The 21,414-nt window shown below is 63.8% G+C and carries 16 protein-coding genes and 2 tRNA genes; 6 read left to right on the top strand and 12 right to left on the bottom strand.

The window, feature by feature from the left end:
• Positions 1-177: 177 nt before the first annotated feature.
• The 5 genes from J0I79_RS17375 to J0I79_RS17355 form a co-directional block, all read right to left on the bottom strand.
• Entirely contained in the window at positions 178-1,323 is a 1,146-nt protein-coding gene (locus J0I79_RS17375) for a slipin family protein (RefSeq protein ID WP_292861188.1), read from the bottom strand.
• 360 nt (positions 1,324-1,683) lie between these two features.
• Positions 1,684-1,751 (bottom strand) — tRNA-Ile (locus J0I79_RS17370).
• 2 nt (positions 1,752-1,753) lie between these two features.
• Positions 1,754-1,827: transfer RNA gene (locus tag J0I79_RS17365), tRNA-OTHER, on the bottom strand.
• A gap of 228 nt (positions 1,828-2,055) precedes the next feature.
• Positions 2,056-2,604 (bottom strand): histidine phosphatase family protein, encoded by a 549-nt coding sequence (locus J0I79_RS17360; RefSeq protein WP_292861185.1) that lies wholly within the window; start codon positions 2,602-2,604, stop codon positions 2,056-2,058.
• 100 nt (positions 2,605-2,704) lie between these two features.
• A complete protein-coding gene (locus tag J0I79_RS17355; RefSeq protein WP_292861179.1) occupies positions 2,705-5,722 on the bottom strand; it encodes a caspase family protein in 3,018 nt (1,005 codons plus the stop codon).
• A gap of 283 nt (positions 5,723-6,005) precedes the next feature.
• Between J0I79_RS17355 and J0I79_RS17350 the strand changes: the two genes are divergently transcribed.
• The 3 genes from J0I79_RS17350 to J0I79_RS17340 all read left to right on the top strand — a co-directional run bounded on the left by J0I79_RS17350 (position 6,006) and on the right by J0I79_RS17340 (position 9,746).
• On the top strand, positions 6,006-6,956 hold the full coding sequence (locus J0I79_RS17350; protein WP_292861176.1) for an AEC family transporter: 951 nt from the start codon (positions 6,006-6,008) through the stop codon (positions 6,954-6,956).
• Positions 6,957-7,173: 217 nt separating this feature from the next.
• Entirely contained in the window at positions 7,174-8,631 is a 1,458-nt protein-coding gene (locus J0I79_RS17345; protein ID WP_292861173.1) for an NAD-dependent succinate-semialdehyde dehydrogenase, read from the top strand.
• Between the two features lie 92 nt (positions 8,632-8,723).
• A complete protein-coding gene (locus tag J0I79_RS17340) occupies positions 8,724-9,746 on the top strand; it encodes an aldose epimerase family protein (protein WP_292861170.1) in 1,023 nt (340 codons plus the stop codon).
• Between the two features lie 36 nt (positions 9,747-9,782).
• Here J0I79_RS17340 and J0I79_RS17335 read toward each other — a convergent pair whose 3' ends face one another.
• Positions 9,783-10,703 carry a sugar kinase gene (locus J0I79_RS17335; RefSeq protein WP_292861167.1) on the bottom strand — a complete coding sequence of 307 codons (921 nt, stop codon included), beginning with the start codon at positions 10,701-10,703 and terminating at the stop codon, positions 9,783-9,785.
• A 153-nt stretch (positions 10,704-10,856) separates the two neighbouring features.
• Between J0I79_RS17335 and J0I79_RS17330 the strand changes: the two genes are divergently transcribed.
• On the top strand, positions 10,857-11,306 hold the full coding sequence (locus J0I79_RS17330) for a FixH family protein (protein WP_292861164.1): 450 nt from the start codon (positions 10,857-10,859) through the stop codon (positions 11,304-11,306).
• 7 nt (positions 11,307-11,313) lie between these two features.
• Positions 11,314-12,513 (top strand): cytochrome-c peroxidase, encoded by a 1,200-nt coding sequence (locus J0I79_RS17325; RefSeq protein ID WP_292861161.1) that lies wholly within the window; start codon positions 11,314-11,316, stop codon positions 12,511-12,513.
• 5 nt (positions 12,514-12,518) lie between these two features.
• Here J0I79_RS17325 and J0I79_RS17320 read toward each other — a convergent pair whose 3' ends face one another.
• Positions 12,519-12,971 (bottom strand): Lrp/AsnC ligand binding domain-containing protein, encoded by a 453-nt coding sequence (locus J0I79_RS17320; protein WP_292861158.1) that lies wholly within the window; start codon positions 12,969-12,971, stop codon positions 12,519-12,521.
• Positions 12,972-13,133: 162 nt separating this feature from the next.
• Between J0I79_RS17320 and putA the strand changes: the two genes are divergently transcribed.
• Entirely contained in the window at positions 13,134-16,742 is a 3,609-nt protein-coding gene (gene putA, locus J0I79_RS17315) for a bifunctional proline dehydrogenase/L-glutamate gamma-semialdehyde dehydrogenase PutA (RefSeq protein ID WP_292861155.1), read from the top strand.
• A 15-nt stretch (positions 16,743-16,757) separates the two neighbouring features.
• On the opposite strand, the gene J0I79_RS17310 is transcribed toward putA, so the two are convergent.
• Genes J0I79_RS17310 through J0I79_RS17290 form a run of 5 tightly spaced genes read right to left on the bottom strand, consistent with a single transcriptional unit; the run spans position 16,758 to position 21,333 of the window.
• Positions 16,758-17,129, bottom strand: a complete 372-nt coding sequence (locus J0I79_RS17310; RefSeq protein ID WP_292861153.1) for a VOC family protein — start codon at positions 17,127-17,129, stop codon at positions 16,758-16,760.
• A 2-nt stretch (positions 17,130-17,131) separates the two neighbouring features.
• Positions 17,132-17,446: an antibiotic biosynthesis monooxygenase gene (locus J0I79_RS17305; RefSeq protein WP_292861151.1), complete on the bottom strand. Its 315-nt coding sequence runs from the start codon at positions 17,444-17,446 to the stop codon at positions 17,132-17,134.
• Positions 17,447-17,502: 56 nt separating this feature from the next.
• Positions 17,503-18,612, bottom strand: a complete 1,110-nt coding sequence (locus J0I79_RS17300; RefSeq protein ID WP_292861149.1) for a TonB family protein — start codon at positions 18,610-18,612, stop codon at positions 17,503-17,505.
• A 37-nt stretch (positions 18,613-18,649) separates the two neighbouring features.
• Positions 18,650-19,087 carry a hypothetical protein gene (locus tag J0I79_RS17295; RefSeq protein ID WP_292861146.1) on the bottom strand — a complete coding sequence of 146 codons (438 nt, stop codon included), beginning with the start codon at positions 19,085-19,087 and terminating at the stop codon, positions 18,650-18,652.
• Positions 19,088-19,092: 5 nt separating this feature from the next.
• Entirely contained in the window at positions 19,093-21,333 is a 2,241-nt protein-coding gene (locus J0I79_RS17290) for a TonB-dependent hemoglobin/transferrin/lactoferrin family receptor (protein ID WP_292861143.1), read from the bottom strand.
• Positions 21,334-21,414 lie beyond the last annotated feature (81 nt).

Genomic DNA, 21,414 nt, shown 5'->3' with positions numbered 1-21,414 from the left:
GGGCTCTTCCTTCGGTTGCGGGCGGAATCTGTCCGCATCTTGTTTGGGCGCTGTCTAATCGGTTTTTCCCGGCAGGAAAAGGCCTGATAGTCCGGGCGCAGATGGGTAGGGTTATCGGGAAACGCAAGAAGGGCCGCCTGATCGCCAGGCGGCCCCTCCCATTAACGCTGCGTAAGCTTAGCTGTCGCGGAGCTTGACCAGGTCGTTCAGCAGCCCGCCCGTTCCGTTGTGGACGGTCAGCCTCTCGACCTTGCCGGCGATGGCTTCCAGGGCTTCGAGCTCCTTCAGCCGCAGCATCACCGGGTTCTCCGCCATCACCTTGGCCGTGTTGAGCAGGGAACGCGTGGCGTTCGTCTCCTCGCGGCGGCGGATGACGTTGGCCTCGGCCTGCTTTTCGGCCGAAACCACCTGGTTGAGGATCTCGCGCATCTCGCCCGGCAGGATCACGTCCTTAAGCGCGATATCGCTGACCTCGACCCCGATCTCGGCCATGTCGGCACGGACCTTGGACGCGGCCTCCTCGTCGACCGTCACCTTCTTTTCAAGGATCTGGTCGAGCGTGAGCGCGCCCAGCGTCTTGCGGAAGGCGTACTGCAGGGCGCGGTAAAGGGCTTCGGAGAAGTCCTTCACGGCGCTCACCGCCTTGACCGGATCGGCGACCCGGTACTCGGCGGAGATGTTGACCCGGATCGTGACGCGATCCCTGGTCAGCACTTCCTGCCCGGCGACATCGAGCGACTGGCGCTTGAGGTCGACGACCTTGGTCTGCACCATGCGCCCGACATTCCAGAAGCCATGCACGCCAGCGGCGAGCGTGCGTACAAGCACGCCGTCGATGAACAGCAGCCCGGCCTGTCCATCCACCACGGGATGCACGGACATCAGCTCCGTCTTGCGGGCCTGGCCGAGCCGGCGCATGACCGCCGGGTCGATGGCGAGATCGACTGATGTGTCGACCAGCGTCACCTTCCACGGCCCGGCATCCGTCCACAGCACGAGCTTGCGGTCCGGCGCCAGGACGGCGTGCAGATTGCCGTCACGCTCGATGACGGCGACCTCCGTGCGTCCCGTGCGAACGACGGTGAAATGACGCGCGGCGACATCCGGGAGCTTGTCGAACAACGCCTTCTCGTACGCCGAAACGAATTCCGGGTTCTTCAGATCGTGCCGGGACACTTCAAGGCTCTGGCGCCGGTTGGAGAGCGAATGCTCACCCGGCATCAGGACAGCCTTGATCTCACCCTTCTGGAGGGTGATGGCACGTTCATTTTCCTTTACGAGGACGCGTACGCGTCCAAGAGCCTTATCGAGAATGGTCGTCATTGTCTTACTCCTGTCGGGCATGGCCCCATGCGAGGCGTCACGTCATGCGTCGATCTTCCCTTCGTTTCTCGTTTCACGTCTTCATGGTCCGGGCACGAATGATCCGGGGACCGGTGGCATCGATCCGTGGCGGGCCTTCGGGAGCGGGTCGCGAGGCAGCGAAGCGGGCGCGGGAAGCCTTGGCCTCCCTTGCCGGCGACGCCGCGCCTTGACCATCACCGCGGGCCTGGCCGCGAGCCGATGGCGTCAGACCGTCTGTTCGGCCCACGCCCGAAGGCTTGAGCCGTCCATCAGGTCTTCAGCATTCCAGTCCCCGGACCGTTTTCAGATAACACCGTGGCAGGGTGCTGGCTTATCAGGCCAATGGAGAAGGAATCGAACCTTCGACAGTCAGATTATAAGTCTGATGCTCTCCCAACTGAGCTATCCGTGGTTCAGACAGCAGGATTCGAACCTGCGACCTCCGGACCCAAATCCGGCGCTCTCCCGCTGAGCTATATCCGAGATCCCAATCCCCAAAGCGGCACCGTATACAGGGCGGCAAAGCCGCCTGCACGGGCGGAGACGAAAGCTCCAACCGTTGTGCTCACTTCGGTTCTCGTGACCGGGAGCGCGGCTATAGAGCCTGCGACGGGTTGTCGCAAGCGGCATTGTCGCGGCGAATTCGTGGCTTCTTTCGGTGGTGGCATTTTGGCAACACTGCTTGCTGCGCTGCGATCGAGCGCCGCGCTCTCAGAAGGTGACGCGGCCAAGCACGCGCAAGCCATCGCCCTGCGGCTCGACGACCACGGCCTCGCCTTCGCGCGGCGAGATGCCGGTGAGCGCCACGATATCTTCCAGATGCGTGACCATGACCAGATTGTCGGAGCCGGAATAGGCGCGGATTTCCTTCATGATGGCGGCGATCTGCGCGGCCTTCTGCGCATCGTCGCCCTTCAGCAAATCGAGCGGGGCAAAAAGCTCTGGCTCGGCCTCGAAGGCGATGCGGGCGGTGTCGAGGCAGCGGCAATAGCGGCTTGAGAGCACGCGCGCGACAGGGGCGGCGCGCGCGGCGAACAGAGCTCCGATCTTGCTCGCCTGCTGCTTGCCGCGCGCCGAGAGATTGACCTGCGTGGCGCAGCTGTCGATGTCGAAGCCGGCTGGGTCGGTGCTGCCGGTCACCATGGCATGGCGCAGCAGCACGACATGTCCGCCATCGCGCAGCAGTGCCCAGCCGGCATCGGTCGCATGGGCCGCCGCTGGGACAACAAGCAGGAACAACGCCAAGGCAAATCGGATCATCGCCACCCTTCCACGAGCCTGGCATCAGCGCCGGCTATTCGCATATAGGGATCGGAAAGCCGAGACAAAGACAAGCAAAGGGCCGGGCGCCGGCGCGGCCTCACTTTTTGGCGAGTTGCTTCTTCACCAGATCGATCTTCTGGTCGGTCAGCGGGATCGGGATCGTGTAGCCCGCCTCGTTGAACCCCTGTTTGGCATTCTCGAAGAACTCGATAGCCTTGAGATATTGAGGCTTGCCGCCGCCATAGCTGGCGCGGTTCCAGTAGACGTCGCCGATATTGTTCTGTTCGAAAGCCCATTGCAGGGGTTGGCTCTCCCTGGTGAACACCTTCAGCGTCGCGGTGAACGCCGCCTCGGCTTCGTCGAGATATTTTCCGGTCCGCTCGATGGTGCCGAGATTGAGCAGACTCATGCCGATGCCGTTCTGGGCGTTGGCCCAATCGACCGGCGCGGCCTCGATGGTCAGCACTTCCAGCGCCGCCCGGCGCGCCGCGATGGAATCATGCAGGATTTTCGGATCGGCATTGCTCATGCTCAGCCAGTGCAGCGTCGAGCCGAGACCGGCCTGGGTCAGCGCCCACTGCCGCGGGTTCGTCTCGCGTTTGTATTCGCGCAGGGCGTCGCGGTAGGCGTCGGCGGCCGCGCTGTAGTGCTCCGGCTTCTCGGTCACCGCGCCAAGAAGCTGCAGCGTGTTGCCGAGATTGTAGTAGCTCATCGCCCAATCGAGCGGAAATTTGCGCCTGACATAGACCTGCCTGGCGGCCTGGAACGCCGCTACAGACTGTTCCAGCCTGTTCGCGTCGCGGCCGCGCTGGCCAAGCGTCTGGTAGATCGAACCGAGATTGTTCTGGGCCGATGCCCAATCCATGGGGAAGCGCTGGCGCGTGAAGACCGTCAGAGCATCGTCATAAGCGGCGGCGGCCTCCTCGAGCGTGCCGGTGCCCATGTCGAAGCGGGCTATGCCGCTCAGCGCATTGCCGAGATTGAGCCGGCTGGTTGCCCAGGAAACGGGGAAGGTCTCGCGGGTTCGCACCTCGAGCGCCGCGCGGAAGGCATCGGCCGCCTCGCTGATTTTCGCCTTCTGGTTCAACTGGATGCCCAGCGTGACAAGGGTGTTGCCGAGATTGTTCTCGACCATCGCCCATTCCACGGGCGTTTTTGCCCTTGTGTACTCCTGAAGCGCCAGCCGGTAGGCGGCCTCAGCCTGCGCCAAGTGCTCGCCGGCCGGTTCGCGCTCGGAAAGCGCATAGAGGGCAAGGCCAAGATTGTTCTGCGATGCGGCCCAGTCGAGCGGCAGCTTGTCGCGCGGGCGCTTCTCCAGCGTGGCGCGCATCGCCGCCACCGCTTCATTGAGGCGCTTCGGGTCGCTTTCGCGTTCGCCGATCTTCAAGAGCACATTGCCGAGATTGTTCTGTGCCGCGGCCCAGTTGCGGTCGTCTTTCACGCGTTCGAAGACGGCAAGCGAATCGCGAAAGATCTGTGCCGCCTCTTCGAGATGCGCGGTTTCGGTTTCGCGCTCACCGATGTTCTGCAGCACCACCGCCATATTGTTGCGGGTGATCGCCCAGTCGCGGTCCTGTTCGCCGTTGGGGATGAAATTCAGGATGGCGCGATAGGCGTCGATCGAACCTTGCAGCGCCTTGAGGTCGCCCGTTGCATAGCCATAGGAATTCAGCGCCTCCGCTTCCTGGTTCTTGTAGTTCCAGCGCAGCTTCTCGTCCCATTTCTCGATCAGCGAGAAAGCCTTGGCGTAGTCCTTTGCCGCCGCCATGTAGTCGAAGACGAGCGCCGAGGCATCGGCCCGCTTGGCGTAGATCGCGGCATCGGCGATGCGCTTCTGCCTGATCAGTTCTTCTGCCTGGTCGACCGTGTCGCTGGTTTCCTCGACCCGGCCAACGGCCTGATCGAGGAATTTGCGCGCCGTCGCGATCGCGCCCTGGCCGATCGCCTTGTCGGCGGAGGCGACGAGCCGCTTGATTTCCGGATCGTCGGTGCGCAGCGCGTCGCTTTCCGCGATCATCTTCTTCAGGCGCTCGGACTGCGCCTGGAGCACTTTCTGCAGATCGGTGGGATCTTCCGGGATCTTCTCGGTGCCAAGCGCCTTCAGCACGCCGTAGAGCGCGTCGAGCGGCACGCCATCCTGCAGCGAGGCCAGTTCCACCTGCGCGCGCTTGGGGTCGGGCAGGTCGGAAATCGTCAACAGCAATTGCCGCCGCTCGCCGGTGATCAGGCCGTCGTCGCCGGTGGGTTCGGGCGGAGCAACACCGAAATAGAGCAGGCGCCGCAGGCTTTCATTGACCCAGGGGCGCTGCCTGGCCTTGGTGTCGAGATAGACTTCCTCGGTCACCATGCGCATGACCGAGCCGAACTCGGTGCCCTTCATTGCCGCGAGGTGGCGCAGCAGCGTGTCGTCATAAGGGCTGTTCTCTCCGGCGGCACCATCCAGCGCCGGGCGGCCCGGTTCGGCGGCGAAGCCGACCACCGTGCCGAGGCTCGCGTCGTCCGCCGGAGCGTTGCCGAGCGCCTTGGCGCCGCGCACCGGCTCAAGGCCGCCTGCGCCGATCGGTTCGGCGGAGGCGGTGGGAGCACGCCGCACCAGGGCATCTGCCGGAAACGGATTGGTGCGGCAGGCGTCGAGCAGCATGATCGTCACCGGCACGGTCTTCTTCAATTCCTCCATGACGGCTGAAATCGGCACCAGCGCCTGGCCGGCGTCCTTCAGCGAGGAGACGTCGGCATCGACCGGAACCAGATAATTCTCGCCGCCGGCTTCGATGCCATGGCCGGAATAATAGATGAAGGCAACGTCGGCGCCTTCCGCATCCTCGGCGAACCGTTCCAGATCGCGCCTGAGCTTGCCGGCATCGCGGTCGGTGACGCTTCGCGCGTCGAAGCCGAGATCGGTCAGCATCTTGGCCATGTCGCGGGCGTCGTTGGCCGGGTTGGGAAGGGCTGCGATGTGTTCATATTTGGACTGGCCGACGACCAGCGCCACGCCCTTCAGGTCTTTCGCGCCAGCACGCTGCGTCGGCACGGCAAGGCATAGCAGCAAGACGGCCAGAGCCGTCAGCCAAGCCTGATGGAAAAGACTACGCTTCGAGGTTCCGACAAAGATCATTTGTCGCCCGTGTCCGCCCTGATAAATCCAAACCCTCTATACCGTTGCCTGCCGACCATGATCAAATTCGGGCAGCTTGATCAAGCCGTCGTTTCGAAGGCATTTGATCTTGCTGTTGGTGTCGGCGGGATATCGAGCATCGTCCGGTGCCGATGCATGTTTTGATATCGAGTGCAAACTATTGATATCCGGCCCGGTTTTGAATTTGAAGTTTGTCGGCGGCGATGTCATCAATGGCTAACGAATTTGAAGTTTGCCAAGCCATCCCGCCCATCGCCGGAAAATGTCTCCACTCACCGAAACGGTCCTCTTTGTCTTCAGCCTCGTGGCGCTCGGCTATCTCGCGGGGCTCACCGGCTACCTGAAACCGGCGAGCGGCGAGGGGATATCCGATTTCGCCGTCAGCGTGGCGATGCCGCTGCTGCTGTTCCAGACCATGGTCAACGCCGATTTCCATGGGGTGGCGCCGTGGCCGCTGTGGGGCGCTTATTTCTCGGCCGTGGCGATCACCTGGGCGGCGGGCCATCTCGTCACCACGCGCATGTTCGGGCGCGACGCACGCGCCAGCGTGGTGGGCGGCGTCTCGTCGGCCTATTCCAATGTCGTGCTGCTCGGCGCGCCGTTCATCCTTGGCATATTCGGCGCAAGCGGCTTCGAGGTGCTGTCGCTGCTTGTCTCCGTGCACCTGCCGGTCATGATGATGGCCTCTATCGTGCTGTTCGAGATGTTTGGCCGTGACAGCGGCGAGCACGTGCATCCGCTGCGGGTTATCAGGAGTTTCCTCAGACGGTTGTTCATCAACCCACTGATCATCGGCATTCTGCTGGGGCTGGCGTGGCGCGTCAGTGGCATACCGCTGCCCGGTCTCGTCATGCGCCTGGTCGATGCGCTGGCCGACACCGCCGGGCCGGTGGCGCTGTTCGCCATGGGGCTAAGCCTGCGTCGTTTCGGCGTTTCCGGCAATGTCCGGCCGGCACTGGCGCTTTCTGTGCTGAAACTGTTCCTGATGCCGGCGCTGGTTCTCGTCTTCGTCTGGCTGCTCGGTCTGCCGCCGATGACTGCCAAGGTGGCTGTCGTCGTGGCGGCGCTGCCGTCGGGCATCAATTCCTACCTGATCGCCGTGCAGTTCAATACCGGCCAGGCACTGGCCTCGAACCAGATGACCATCGCCACCGCCAGCGCCGCTATCACCACCGCATTCTGGCTGATGGTGGCGGTGCATGTCTTTGGATAGGCTCGGCTCGGTTCGAGTTTGGAATTCAAATTAATTTACATGTTAATTTTTCTCGCGTTTGGCTGGACTAAAGCCTATATGCCATCTTGCAATTGCTTGCTGGGCTTGCCCTAGGTAAAGAGCAGTGGCTCCGCCGTGCCGGCCTTCCAAGCGCTCGCGCACGCTCACCGAACACTTCACAGACCGGCCCGTCAGCGCGCCGAATGGAGGATAGACCATGCTTCAGAAAACCAGCCATTTCATGCGGCAGGCCAATCTCATCAACGGCGAATGGGTGCAGGCCGACAGCGGCCAGACGGTCGACGTCACCAATCCGGCGACCGGCCTCAAGATCGGCACGGTGCCGAAGGCCGGCAAGGCCGAAACCCGCCGCGCCATCGAGGCCGCGAACGAAGCTTTCAAGTCCTGGCGCAAGACGACCGCGCTCGAGCGTTCCAAGCTGCTGCGCAAGCTGCATGACGCTATGATGGACAATCAGGACGTGCTGGCCGAACTGCTGACCATCGAGCAGGGCAAGTCGCTGTTCGAATCCAAGGGCGAGATCGGCTCGGCCGCCGCCTATATTCTCTGGTTCGCCGAGGAAGGCCGCCGCACCTATGGCGACGTCGTGCCGTCGCCGTGGGCGGACCGCCGCATTCTGGTCACCAAGGAGCCGGTCGGCGTCATCGCCGCCATCACGCCGTGGAATTTCCCGTCCTCGATGCTGGCCCGCAAGCTCGGCCCGGCGCTCGCCGCCGGCTGCACCGCGGTGGTCAAACCGGCCTCGCAGACGCCGTATTCGGGTCTTGCCTGGGGCGCGCTCGCCGAGGAAGTCGGCTTCCCCAAGGGCGTCGTCAACATCCTGACGGGTTCGGCGGCCGAGATCGGCGACGAGATCTGCGCCAACCCGCTGGTGTCGAAGATCACCTTCACCGGTTCGACCGAGATCGGCAAGCTGCTCATCCAGAAGTCGTCGGTGACCGTCAAGAAGGTGTCGATGGAGCTTGGCGGCAACGCGCCGTTCATCGTCTTCGATGACGCCGACATCGACCGCGCCGTGACCGGCGCGATCACCGCCAAGTACCGCAATTCCGGCCAGACCTGTGTCTGCACCAACCGTTTCCTCGTTCAGGCCGGCGTCTACGACAAGTTCGTCGAAAAGCTCGCCGCCGCCAGCAACGCGCTGAAGGTCGGCTCCGGCCTCGAGGAAGGCGTGCAGCAGGGACCGCTGATCGACGAGAAGGCGGTCGAGAAGGTCGAGGAACTGATCGCCGACGCCACCGCCAAGGGCGGCAAGATCGTCGCCGGCGGTCATCGCCATGCGCTGGGCGGCTCGTTCTTCCAGCCGACCGTCATCGCCGACGCCACCCCCAAGATGCGCTTCATGAAGGAAGAGATCTTCGGCCCGGTCGCTCCGGTGTTCAAGTTCGAGACCGAGGAAGAGGCCGTCGCGCTCGCCAACGACACCGAGTTCGGCCTTGCCTGCTATTTCTACACCGGCGATCTCGGCCGCGCCTTCCGCATCATGGAAGGGCTGAAATACGGCATGGTCGGCGTCAATGAAGGCCTCATCACCACGCCGGAAGCGCCGTTCGGCGGCGTCAAGGAATCCGGCCTCGGCAAGGAAGGCGGGCACCAGGGTATCGAGGATTACCTCGATACCAAATATGTGTGCATCGGCGGCCTCGGCCTCTGATAGTCTTTCCCTGAGGCGGGCAGGTCTGTAACCTGCCCGCCCTGGGCTGCGGAAACCTGCCGAAGTCCTTATATCAACCGGCATTTGCGGGCGTGGCGATGAAGGACGGCGAGGTTTTCGGCACGACGCAGGCGGGCGATCCGATCCGCCGCTTCGCGATCAGGGGCGGCGGTCTGACCGCCAACATCATCGGGCTTGGCGCGATCATTCAGGATTTGCGCCTGACCGGCCATGACGCACCGCTGGTGCTCGGCTATGACAATCTGGCGGCCTACGAGGCCGACAATGCTTTCTTCGGCGCGGTTGTCGGTCGCTATGCCAACCGCATCCGCGACGGCCGTTTCACCATCGCCGGCAACCGCTATCAGACCGAGCCCAATTTCCTGGACAAGCACACGCTGCATGGCGGCTCGCAGGGCTACTCCCATCGGCCATGGGCGGTTTCGCTGCATGGCAAGGATTTCGTCACGCTGTCGTTGCATGACCCCGACGGCGCCATGGGCTTTCCCGGCGCCCTCGACGTCACCTGCACCTACCGGCTGAAAATCCCGGGTACGCTCAGCGTCGAACTGACAGCGACCTGCGAGGAGCCGACGCTGTGCAACCTGACCCAGCATACCTATTTCAACCTCGATGATGGCGGCGCCGGCGACATTCTCGACCACAGGATGATGCTGAATGCCGGCGCCTATCTGCCCGTCGACAGCGACATGATCCCGACCGGCGTGGTCAAGCCGGTGGACGGCACGCCCTTCGATTTCCGCCAGGCGCGGCCGCTGCGCATGGAGACCGAGGGCGAGCAGTTGCCCTACGATCAGAATTTCTGCCTCGCTTCGGCGCGAGGGCCGCTCCGGCAGGCTTCATGGGCGCAAGGGGCGAATTCGGGCGTTGAGATGGAGGTCTGGACCACCGAGCCTGGCGTCCAGCTCTACACCGGCCAGTATGTAACGCCGCGCACCGGGCTGGAGGGACGCAACTACAAGGCCTTCTGCGGCTTCTGCCTGGAACCGCAGGTTTGGCCTGATGCGCCGAACCGGCCGTATTTCCCGCAGGCGACGCTGTGGCCCGGCGCTATCTACCACCACGTGACGGAATACCGTTTCCGCCTTCCTTGATTGCAATCCGGCCTGATTGTTATCTGGCCCTGGTTGTTATCCGGCGAAGGCGGTTCGCAGCGTTTCGAACGGCGCCAGCGCGCCGCGCACCTGCACGACACCGGCCGCGACCTTGTGCCCGCGCTGTGCGGCGTCAGCCGGGCCAAGACCGGCAAGGCGGGCGGCGAGATAGCCGCCATTGAAGGAATCGCCGGCGCCTGTGGTGTCGAGCGGTGCGGCGACATGGATTGCCGGGACCTCCCGCAGCGTTCCGGCCTGGGCGACCAGCGCCGGTGCCTCACCATTCTTGACGACGACTTCCCCGACAAGACGCGCGAGGCGCGTGGCGGTGGCCTGCGGCGTTTCATCGCCAAACAACATCTGTTCGTCGGGGAAGGTCGGCAAGGCGATGTCGGTGGCCGCGAGCGCATCGACGATGACGGCCTGGGCCTCTTCGCGACTGCGCCAGAGCCGTGGCCGGTAATTGGGGTCGAAAGCGATCTTCGAACCGGCGGCGCGAGCGCTCGCCACAGCCGCCAGAAGCGTCTTGCGCGCGGCGGTGTCCAGAATTGCCAAAGTGATTCCGGAAAAGTAAATAAGCGACTGATTTTTCAAGTTTTTCGAAAGTGCGCCCGGATCGGATGCAAGCTGCCGTGCGGCGGCGTCGCCGCGCCAGTAGGTGAAGGAACGCTCGGCGCCGGTCAGGGTAATGGCATAGAGGCCGGGGCGGGCGCCCGGTATGACCGGGCTGGAGCCGATGCCGATGCCGTTTTCCGCGAGGAAGCCGATCTGGTCCTGTGAGAAGGGGTCGTCGCCAAAGGCGGACACGTAGGTTGCGGGCCGCCCATCGCTCAACGCATGCAGGGCCCACAGCGTGTTGAACGTGTCGCCGGCAAAGCCCATTCGCCAGTTCGCGCCGTGCTGGCCCGACAGTTCGAGCATGCACTCGCCGATCGAAGCGATGCCGTTTCCCGCCATCCTGTAATCCTCCAGTGGATTTCGGTCCTGTAGCTTTTTGGTTGGCGCAGCGCCATGCTTGGCAAGCAGGCTTTTTTGCGCCACAGCGTTTTCCCACAGCCTGACGGGATGCAATCCATCCAGCCAGACGTTGTCTGCAGAAGAGGAACCGGTTTGGCATCGTTATGGCGTTATCTCTTGGCAGGTCTTGGCCTGGCCGCTCTGCTGGTCGGTGTGCTCGCGGTCGTCTACCTGACGGCGCCGCAATCGGCGCAGCCCGTCGGCCCGGATGTCTCGCGCACCAAGAGCACGGAAAACGGGCTGTTCGTCGCGAGTTTCGAGCCGGAACGCGGTGTCATACAGCAGGGCGAACTGGAATCCTGGCTGCTGACGCTGAAGACGAAGGCCGGCGCGCCCGTGGAGGGCGCCGCGATCGCCATCTCCGGAGGCATGCCGCAGCACAATCACGGCCTGCCGACCAGCCCGCAGGCGACCGATTATCTCGGCGACGGGCGCTACAGGATCGAAGGGGTGAAATTCACCATGAGCGGCTGGTGGCAGTTCCATTTCGCCATCTCGGCCACCGCCGGATCCGATACGGTGCTGTTCAACGTGGTGCTGTGAGCGATCGATGAGGCGCCTTGTCTGCTTAATGGCGCTGACGGTGGTGGCCATTCTTGCCGGCTGCGGCAAGCCTGATTTTTCCGACGCCGAGAAGAAGACCATCGCCTCGCTGGCGCTGAACACGCTGCCGCCGCTGAAGCCCGACACCACCAACCGCTTTGCCGATGTGCCAGCCGCCGCGGCTCTCGGTTCGACGCTGTTTTTCGATCTCGGAATGAGCCGTGACGGCACGGTGTCCTGTTCCACCTGCCACAAGATCGACAGGCAGTTCCAGGACGACCTGCCGCAGGCGGTGGGCGTCGGCCGCACCAACCGGCGCACCATGCCGCTGGCCGGGGTGGCGCGCGACCCCTGGTTCTTCTGGGACGGCCGCCGCGACAGCCTGTGGGCGCAGGCGCTGACGCCGCTCGAAAATCCGCTGGAGCAGGCGGGAAACCGCACCGCCTATGCACATTACATCAAGGCGCGCTTCGGCGAACGCTATGAACGCATCTTCGGGCCGCTGCCTGATTTTTCCGGCATTCCGCCAAATGCCAGCCCGCTCGGGACCGATGCAGAGAAGGCCGCGTGGAACGCAATGAGCGAGGCACAGCGCGACGGCATCAACCGCGTGTTTGCCAATATCGGCAAGGCGATCGCTGCCTTCGAACGGTCGATCGAGCCGGCACAGACGCGTTTCGACCGCTTTGCGCTCGATCTCGCCACCGGCGCCGAGCCGAAGGACGACGCGGCCTTTTCCAGGGAGGAAATCCTCGGCCTGAAGCTGTTCATCGGCAAGGCCAATTGCGTGACGTGTCACAACGGCCCGCGCTTCACCGACAATGGTTTCCACAATACCGGCGTGCCCCCGGTCGAGGACCTGCCGCCGGATCGCGGGCGCATCGATGCCGTGGCGCAGGTTGAGGCCGATCCGTTCAACTGCTTCGGCGCCTATCGCGACGGCGATACAAGCGCCTGCGGCGAGTTGCGCTTCATGGTCAAGGATGCGCCGGAACTGGTGCGCGCCTATAAGACGCCGTCGCTGCGTGGTGCTGCCGCGCGCCCGCCCTATATGCATGCCGGGCAGTTTTCCTCGCTCGACGAAGTGGTCGCGCATTATGCGAAAGCGGCGCCGAGTGTGGAGGGCACCTCGGAAATCCACCCGCTGCAGCTGTCGGACCGTGAACGCGCGGCGCTGGTGGCGTTTTTGAAGACGTTGTCGGAATAGAAGGGCTACCTGTCCTTCACCGTCTCCATCGCCACGAAAGTGGATGTCTGGGCGACATTGGGAAGGGCAGAGATGCGCTCGCCCAGTACGCGGCGATAGGCGGCGATATCCCTGGTGCGGACCTTCAGCAGATAGTCGAAGCTGGACGCCATCATATGGCATTGCTCGATCTCAGGCACGCTCTGGACGGCGCGGTTAAAGGCGTCGAGCGCGGCGGAGCGGGTGTCGGACAGTTTCACCTGGACGAAGGCGACATGGCCTTCACCCATGCGCTCCCGGTCGATGATCGCCTGATAGCCCCTGATATAGCCATCCTTCTCCAGCCGCTTCACCCGCGCCTGCACCGGCGTCTTGGAGAGGCCGACCTTTGCCGCCAGTTCCGACATGGAAAGCCGGCCATTGCCTGCCAGCGCCGACAGGATGTTCCTGTCGATGCGGTCCAATTGGTCTTCCGTCATGAAAATCGCAGTCCAATCATCGATAATGGCCTGCCATGTTAGATCGAATGGGCTGATATGTCGATTTCTTCGGACCGACTGAAATTCAGACCTGTGCTAGCTTGCGCCATTCGGTCCGGTGACCGCCGGTCCGCTCCCTGGTGCTTGCTCCATAGGACCGTCATGCCGCTCGATACCATCCGCCAGCAGATTCGCGCCAACTACCTGCCCGACGAGGAGGCGGCCGTGAAGCGGCTGGCCGATGCGACGGGACTTTCCGCGAATGACCGTAACGCGATTTCGACGCGAGCCGCCGATCTGGTGCGAGCGGTGCGCGGCTCGTCTGATCCCCGATTGATGGAGGTTTTCCTCTCGGCCTATGGTCTCTCGACCAAGGAAGGCGTGGCGCTGATGTGCCTCGCCGAGGCGCTGCTGCGCGTGCCCGACACCGAGACCATGGACGACCTGATCGCCGACAAGATCGCGCCGCATGACTGGTCGGCGCATTCGGGTGGTTCGAGTTCCATCTTCGTCAATGCCTCGACCTGGGCACTGATGCTGACCGGCAGGGTGCTCGACGAAGGCGAGGGCGGTATCGAAGGCACGCTGCGCTCCATGGTGCGGCGGCTGGGCGAACCGGTCATCCGTAAGGCGGTGGCCGCCGCCATGCGCGAAATGGGCGAACAGTTCGTGCTTGGCCGTACCATAGCCGAGGCCGTCAAGCGCGGCCGGCCGATGACACAGAAGGGCTATCTCTATTCCTTCGACATGCTGGGCGAAGCGGCCCGCACCGAGGCGGATGCGCTGCGCTACCACAAGGCCTATGCCGACGCGATATCCTCGCTGGATTCCGGCTCCAACGGGCCTGACATCCGCCACAACCACGGCATTTCGGTCAAGCTGTCGGCTCTGCACCCGCGCTACGAGGTGGCGCAGAAGGAGGAGATGCTGCCTGTGATGGCCGAGCGGCTCTTGTCGCTGGCACTCGCCGCCCGCCATTCGCGCATGGGCCTTAACATCGACGCCGAGGAGGCCGACCGCCTCGACCTGTCGCTCGATGTCATCGAACGGGTGCTGGCCGAGCCCGAGCTCGCCGGCTGGAACGGCTTCGGCGTCGTCGTCCAGGCCTATGGGCCCCGGGCGGCCTTCGTCATCGACTGGCTCTACGCGCTAGCGAAGAAATACGACCGCACCATCATGGTGCGGCTGGTCAAGGGTGCCTATTGGGACACCGAGATCAAGCGGGCGCAGACGCTCGGCCTGGCCTCCTATCCCGTCTTCACCCGCAAGGCCAACACCGACGTTTCCTACATGGCCTGCGCTAAGAAGCTGCTCGGCATGACCGACCGCATCTATCCGCAGTTCGCCACTCACAACGCCCACACCGTCGCCGCCATCCTGTCGATGGCCGGCAATCGCGATTCATTCGAGTTCCAGCGCCTGCACGGCATGGGCGAGGCGCTGCACGAGACGGTGCGCCAGTCCGAGGGCACGCGCTGCCGCATCTACGCGCCAGTCGGCGCCCATTCCGACCTGCTTGCCTATCTCGTGCGCCGCTTGCTTGAGAACGGCGCCAACTCCTCCTTCGTGCACCAACTGACCGACGAGGAGGTCGAACCGGAAGATATCGCGCGCGATCCGCTGGAGACGGTCGAGAGCCAGGGGCCCGCCGCCAATCCGGCGATTGCCCGGCCTTCCCAGATTTTTGGAACCGGTCGCCGCAATTCGAAAGGATTCGACATCACCGATCCGGTGACACTGGCGGCGATCGACAAGGCCAAGGCCGCCTTTGCCGGGCCGGACCGCTGGCATGCCAAGCCGATCACGCGTGCGGCCGGCTATGGCAAGCAACGCCCGGTGGTCAATCCGGCAAAGCCTTCCGAGGTGGTGGGCACGGTGCACGAGGCCGCGGCCAAGCAGGTCTCGACGGCGGTACGGATCGCCGTGGAGGCCCAGCCAGCCTGGGCGAAACGGCCTGTGGCCGAGCGCTCGGCCATTCTCAACCGCGCCGCCGATCTCTACGAGGCCAATGCCGTCGAGTTCTTCGCGCTGGCCACGCGCGAGGCCGGCAAGTCGCTGGCTGACGGTGTGGCGGAGGTGCGCGAGGCCGTCGACTTCCTGCGTTACTACGCGGCGGAAGCGGCTAATGCCGAGGCGGGCACCGAGGCGCGCGGCGCCATCGTGTGCATTTCGCCGTGGAATTTCCCGCTCGCCATCTTTACCGGGCAGATCGCGGCGGCATTGGTGACCGGCAATTCCGTTATCGCCAAGCCGGCCGAGCAGACGCCGCTCATCGCTTTCCGCGCCGTCGAACTGCTGCGCGAGGCCGGGGTACCTGAGGACGTCATCCAGCTTCTGCCGGGCGACGGACCGACGGTCGGCGCGCCGCTCACCGCCGACCCGCGCATCGCCGGCGTCTGCTTCACCGGATCGACAGAGGTCGCCAAGCTGATCGAGAAGCAACTCGCCGAGACAGCCGCGCCCGACGCCATGTTGATCGCCGAGACCGGCGGTCTCAACGCCATGATCGTCGATTCCACCGCATTGCCCGAGCAGGCGGTGCGCGACATCCTTGCCTCGGCATTCCAGAGTGCTGGCCAGCGCTGCTCGGCGCTGCGCGTGCTCTACGTGCAGAAGGATGTCGAGAAGAAGATGCTGGAGATGCTGAAGGGCGCCATGGAGGCGCTCAATATCGGCGATCCCTGGCTGATCTCGACCGATGTCGGCCCGGTGATCGACGACGAGGCTCAAGGATCGATCCGGGACTATTGCACCACGATGGGTCTGCAGGGCCGCCTGATCGCCAAGCTCGAGGCCCCGAAGGACGGCCGTTTCGTGGCGCCGCATGTCTTCCGGGTCAAGGGCATCGAGGAGATGGAGCGCGAGGTGTTCGGGCCGGTGCTGCATGTCTCGACGTTCGACGCCGACGAGATCGACGCCGTCATCGCCGCGATCAACCGCAAGGGCTATGGGCTTACCTTCGGCCTGCACACGCGCATCGAGGGCCGCGTGCAGCATTTCGTTGACGGCATCCATGCCGGCAACATTTATGTCAACCGCAACCAGATCGGCGCCGTCGTCGGCTCGCAGCCGTTTGGCGGCGAGGGGCTGTCGGGGACCGGACCGAAAGCCGGCGGCCCGCATTATCTCAGGCGTTTCCGCAAGGGACCGGAAGCGGGCACGGAAGTCGGCGAAGGCCACAAGGTGACCGCGACGGAGCTTGCCGACAATCTGCCCGATCCCGCATTGGGCGGCTGGTCGACACGTCCGGACCGCATCGCCATCCTGCGCAAGCATTTGCGCGGCAAGGGAGCCGCGGCCATCGCCGCGGCAGCAGCAATCGATTTCGGCCAGGTGGATCTGCCTGGACCGACAGGCGAGGCCAATACGCTGTCGCTGTCGCCGCGCGGACGGGTGCTGTGCCTGGGGCCGGATGGCGATACGCTGCTTGCGCAGACGATCCAGGCGCTTGCCGCCGGCAATGCCGTGCTGGCCGTCGCGCCGGGCGCGCCGGCGGCGCTTTCGGCCCTGACCGGCAAAGGCCTGCCTCTGGCCGCCATCGATGGCCGTCCCGATCCGGTCGAGGCGCGCTCGCTGCGTGTCGATGTCGTCGCCTTCTCGGGAACGCCTGAAGCGGCGCGCATCGTGCGCAAGGTCATCGCGGACAGGACTGGCCCGATCGTGCCTCTGGTCAGCGAAGTGCTCAACCCGGCCGCCTATGCGCATGAGCGGGCCGTCTGCGTCGACACCACCGCGGCCGGCGGCAATGCCAGCCTGCTCGCGGCGGCCTGAGCTGTAAGGCTGTCTTCACACCTCTTCAGGCGCGCAGCCGAACCTCAGGAGATTGCCGTGCGGATCCCGGATATAGAACTCCTTCATATTCCAGGGTCGCACGAGAAAGGGGCTGAGCTCCTTCACACCGCGCGCCGAAAATTCGGCATGCAGCGCCGGCACTTCGCCGCCCCTGATGTAGCAGGATGAAACCTCGGGAAGTTTGCGGTCGTCGCTCTTCCAGAAATGGATTTCGATCTCGCCACGACGCACGATGAGATAATCCTCCATCTCCGGTCCGACGATGCCGAAGCCAAGTTCGTCGCGGTAGAAATCGCGTGTCGACGCGATATCAGGCGAGGGCAGGACAGGTATGCTGCGCGCGGGATCTTCGGCCGGCGTCGTCATGATCAGGTGCCTTCCACGACGGAAAAGCCCTCGAATTGCGGGTGGCCGAGATAGTGGACCTTGGTGGTGCCGACATTCCTGTGCGCGGCGCGGAAATTCTCCGACTTGGTCCAGGCGACGAAATCGTCGTGGCTCGCCCACACCGTGTGCGAGGCAAACAGCGTATAGCCCTCGGTTTCGTTGACCGGGCCGCGCAGCAGGTGGAATTCGCGAAAGCCCTTCATCTCGGCGAGGCTGGAATCGCGGTTCTTCCACACGGCCTCGAAATCGGCCTCGGAGCCGTTCTGCACCTTGAAGCGGTTCATGGCGATGTACATGGAGTTCCTTTCATACGGATGGTGATGGTTGCCGTCGCGGTCCGTTGCATGTCCATTCAGAACGGACCGATATCGACCTCGAATTCGAGACTTGGCCTATCGGCCTGTGCGGGAATAGGCGGGAAGGGGGCAGCCTTGCGCACAATGCCGAGCGCGGCCTTGTCGAATGCCGCCGACCCCGAGCTTTCCAGAATGCGCAGTTCATCGATGGTGCCCTTGCTGCCGACGACGAATGCGACAATCGCATTGTTGCGGGCGGTCAGTTGCAGCGAAGGCGGGAGCGTGCGGTTGACGCGGCCGAGCTTTCTGAAGACCTCACCGCGATAGCTGTCCTGGATGGCGCTTCCTGTCTCCTTGCTGTTCTTGCCTGTGCTCGCCGCCAGCGCGGCCCGGTCCTTGCCGTCGGCGGTGCCGCTTCTCTCGTCCGCTCCGCCGGCCGCCGCAGGGCTTGCCGGCGGCGTCGGTCTCGCCGTGGGGACAGGCGGCCGGTCGGGAACGGCAACCGGCGTCTCGACGGTTTGGGTCTGGGCGTCTGGCTGCTCCGGTGCTTCCGGCTTGGCCGCCACACTCTGATCGTCCATGCGCGGCGTTGCCGAAACCAATATGTCTGGTCTGTCCGGCGATTGTCTGGCGGTTTCCGGCAAAGGTTCGGGTGGCGGCTTTGGCGTGTCGGTCGCAGGAGTGGGGGCCTGTTTGATCTCCTGTTGCGCAGGCTGCGCGGGTTTGGGCGGCGGCGCCGGCGCGACAGTCTTTTGCTGCTGCGGTTTGACGGGTGTGGGGTTCGGCACCAGCGTCACGCTCACCGCATCCGGATTCCGGTCCAGGGCATTGCCGGCGACCTTGTCACCGGACTGATCGCTGCCTTGGGATTGCGCCGCATCATGGAGATTTGACGAGCTGGAGGGCGAGATCAGGAAGAACGCGGCGGCCGCGCCATGGAGCAGGCATGAGGCAACGAAGGCGGCGGGCCATTTCCCGTTGCGCGCGACCGTCGCGGGTGCAAGCGGCTCTGCCGGCGCTATCGCCAGTTCGTCGCCGGCGTCGGTGAGGGGACTGATTTCCTGCATGTCGCGGGCCGGAAACTGCCGCGACCGGCGGGCAAAAGTCAAATCAAGATCGATTGCCCCAAACGGCGAAATGCCGGTGCCGGCCGGCAGACAGGCCACGGCATTTCCAGCGAATGCGGCACGCATCCCCAACGGCTCAGACGCCGAAAGCGATGCCGGTCTTGGTGTCTGTCTTGAGCTTGCGCATGCAGGCCGCCGGCTCCACGCCTGTGCCCGTGCACTCGGTCGCGCTGTTGATCAGCACGCGGCTGACCTTGGCGCAGTCGGTGCCGGCGAGATCAAAGCGCGTCACCTTGGTCTTGCCCGCCGGCAGGTCCTTGAAGTCGAGCACGGTCAGCCGGTCGACGACGCCGGCCTCGTTGAACAGGGCGATCTCGAATGCCGCCTTGGAAAGGTCGGCGCCGAGATTGTTGTTGACCAGGAAGGTCAGCCGGCAGCCCTTGTCGGAGGGCTGCGCGGCGTTGAGTTCGAGGGTCAGGACCGGCGCGGACTGTTCAGCCCACGCCGGAACCGTCGCAAGCGATATCGCCAGCGTCGAGGTCAGCAGACGAAGGGATGTCGTCAAGCTCGTCATGGGTATCAGCCTCCAAAGCGCATGGTTGCCGCCAGCTTCAACGTTATGCCGGGCTCATAGGCCGCGAAGGTCGGTTGCGCGGACGGATTGGTCGCCGGAACAACGTTGAGCGGATTGGCGTATTTGACATCGAACAGATTGTCGGCGCGGAAATCAATCTTGAAGTTCTCGGTCGCCTGATAGCTGACGAAGGCATTGACCAGCGTATAGTCGTCGGCAATCGGATTGCCTTTCGGCTTGCCATTGTACTGCACCTCGCCGCCGACCGTCAGCTTGTCCTCGAGGAAGCGCAAGCCGAGTTGTGCCGTGACCTGCGAGGAGGGGATGGTGCTGAGATCGGCGCGAACACCCTCGTAGGATGTTGTGTGGCCGTTGATGATCGATGCCGACAGGCCGGCATAGCCCCAGCCAGCCTCATAGACGCCCTCCAGCTCAAAGCCTTGTATCTTCGCATTGGCAAAATTCTGATACTGGGCGCAGGCAGGGATGTAGTATCCGCCTGGCGTACCGATTATCGGCAGGCCGGGAATGAAGCGGCAGCCATTGGTGCCGATCGCGACTTCGTCATTCAAGCCAATGTAGTCATCGACGTCATTGTGGAAGTAGGCAGCCTTCAACCGGAAAGCATCGCCTGGCTCCAGGATGTCGTTCTGTTTGTAGTTGACGCCGAATTCTGTCGTCTTGCCGGTCTCAGGCCTCAAGTTTGGATTGGGCAGGAACGGGAAGGTGACGCCGGCTGGATGCAGTCCGCTGATCAGCGTCTCGGTCAGCGACGGAGAGCGATAGCCCTCGGCATAGGTGCCATAGAATTGCAGTCCATCAAGGCCAGCGCTTTGGAATGGCGAGACACCGACGGTTATGCGCGGCGACAAACGGTCGCCTGAGGTTTCATGCGTGCTGTCCTTGAGGCTGTAGCTGTCATAGCGCAAGCCGCTTATGACTTCGAGCCAGTCCCAGGTCAGCTTGTCCTGGATATAGGCACCCGAGACATTGCGTTTGCCTGAGGGCGTGTAGAAGCTATCGCCGCCAGTCGAGCCGTCCGTCTTGACGTCGTCTCCGACCCAATCGCCGCCATAGGTCAATTCGTGCGCCACCGCGCCGGTTTCGAATCTCGATGTGTTCCAGATGTCGATCCCGGTGGTGCCGATATCGAAGTTGGATTGCGAGCCCGCTGGCAGGATTATCGCTTGACCTGTCGAAGGGTTATACCGGGGCTGCGGTACAAGCGTTGTCAAATCGAGATTAGTCTTGTTGTAGGAGGCATTGATGTGCAGATCGAGCCAGCTCTTGTTCTCATCCGTAATGTTGTAGCGAGCGGTGAAGGCGTTCGACTTCAGGTCGACATCATTCGCCGGCACGCCTCGGCTTATCTCGTTCCAGCCGTCGCTTGAGCCGACCCAGCCGAGTTTCAGTTCGCTGTTCTCGGTCGGGCGGATGCTGGTCTTGAGCATGCCGCTCAGCACGTCGAAGCCGGTGCCCTTGACGGTATCGCCGCCGCCATCCTTGTAGTCGCCATAGTCGCGATAGACGATGTTGCCGAGCACATCCCAGTTCTCATTGAGGCGGTAGGCGCCGGTGGCGCTGGTGGTCCAGCCCTTGCCGTTGCTTTCGTAGCGACCGGTTACCGAGGCGCCCCATGTCTCTTCCGTCTTGAGGAAGTCGGCTGCGTCCTTGGTGTCGAAGAAGACGACACCGCCGATGGCGCCGGAGCCATAAGTGTTGGCGACAGGGCCGCGAATCACGTCGACGGATTTGATGAGTTCGGGGTCGATGTAGAAGGTCGACTGCGTGCCATGGTCGGAGCGCTGGAAATCCTGGCGCGCGCCGTCGACGATGACGGCTACGCGGCCGAAATCCTGCAGGCCACGGATGTTGACGCTGGTGCTGACGCGCCTTGCGTCGGCCTGTGCCGCGACGCCGGGCACGCCGAACAGCATCTCATTGGGCGTCGTCGCCATGCGGCGGTCGAGCTGCTCCTGGTCGAGATGGCTGGCCGAAGCCAGGGACTGGATCGCCGTCTCGCCGATGCGGCTCAGCACGAGGATCTTGTCGAGCAAAGTCGCGCCAGCCGGCGCCGCCTTCTCCTGCTCGGCCTTTTTTGATTGATCGGTCTGTTGACCCGCAGGCTGCGTTGACTGCTGGGCGCTGGCTGATTGCGCCGACAGGGCGATCCCCGCCACGCCTGCCAACAAAACCGCCACGCCCGCCGCCGGCCGGCCGCGCCGTTCCCAATTCACCAACCCCATGCCCCAACTCCAAAGTCCAGGTTTCATGCTGGCTGGCTCGGGGCTGGCTCGCATTTTTGATCGTGTCCGGCGTCTTAAATG

The organism is Mesorhizobium sp. (assembly GCF_017306585.1).
Taxonomy (GTDB): Bacteria; Pseudomonadota; Alphaproteobacteria; order Rhizobiales; family Rhizobiaceae; genus Mesorhizobium.
The sequence above is the reverse complement of the archived record's forward strand: the minus strand, read 5'-3'. Positions and strand labels throughout refer to the sequence as shown.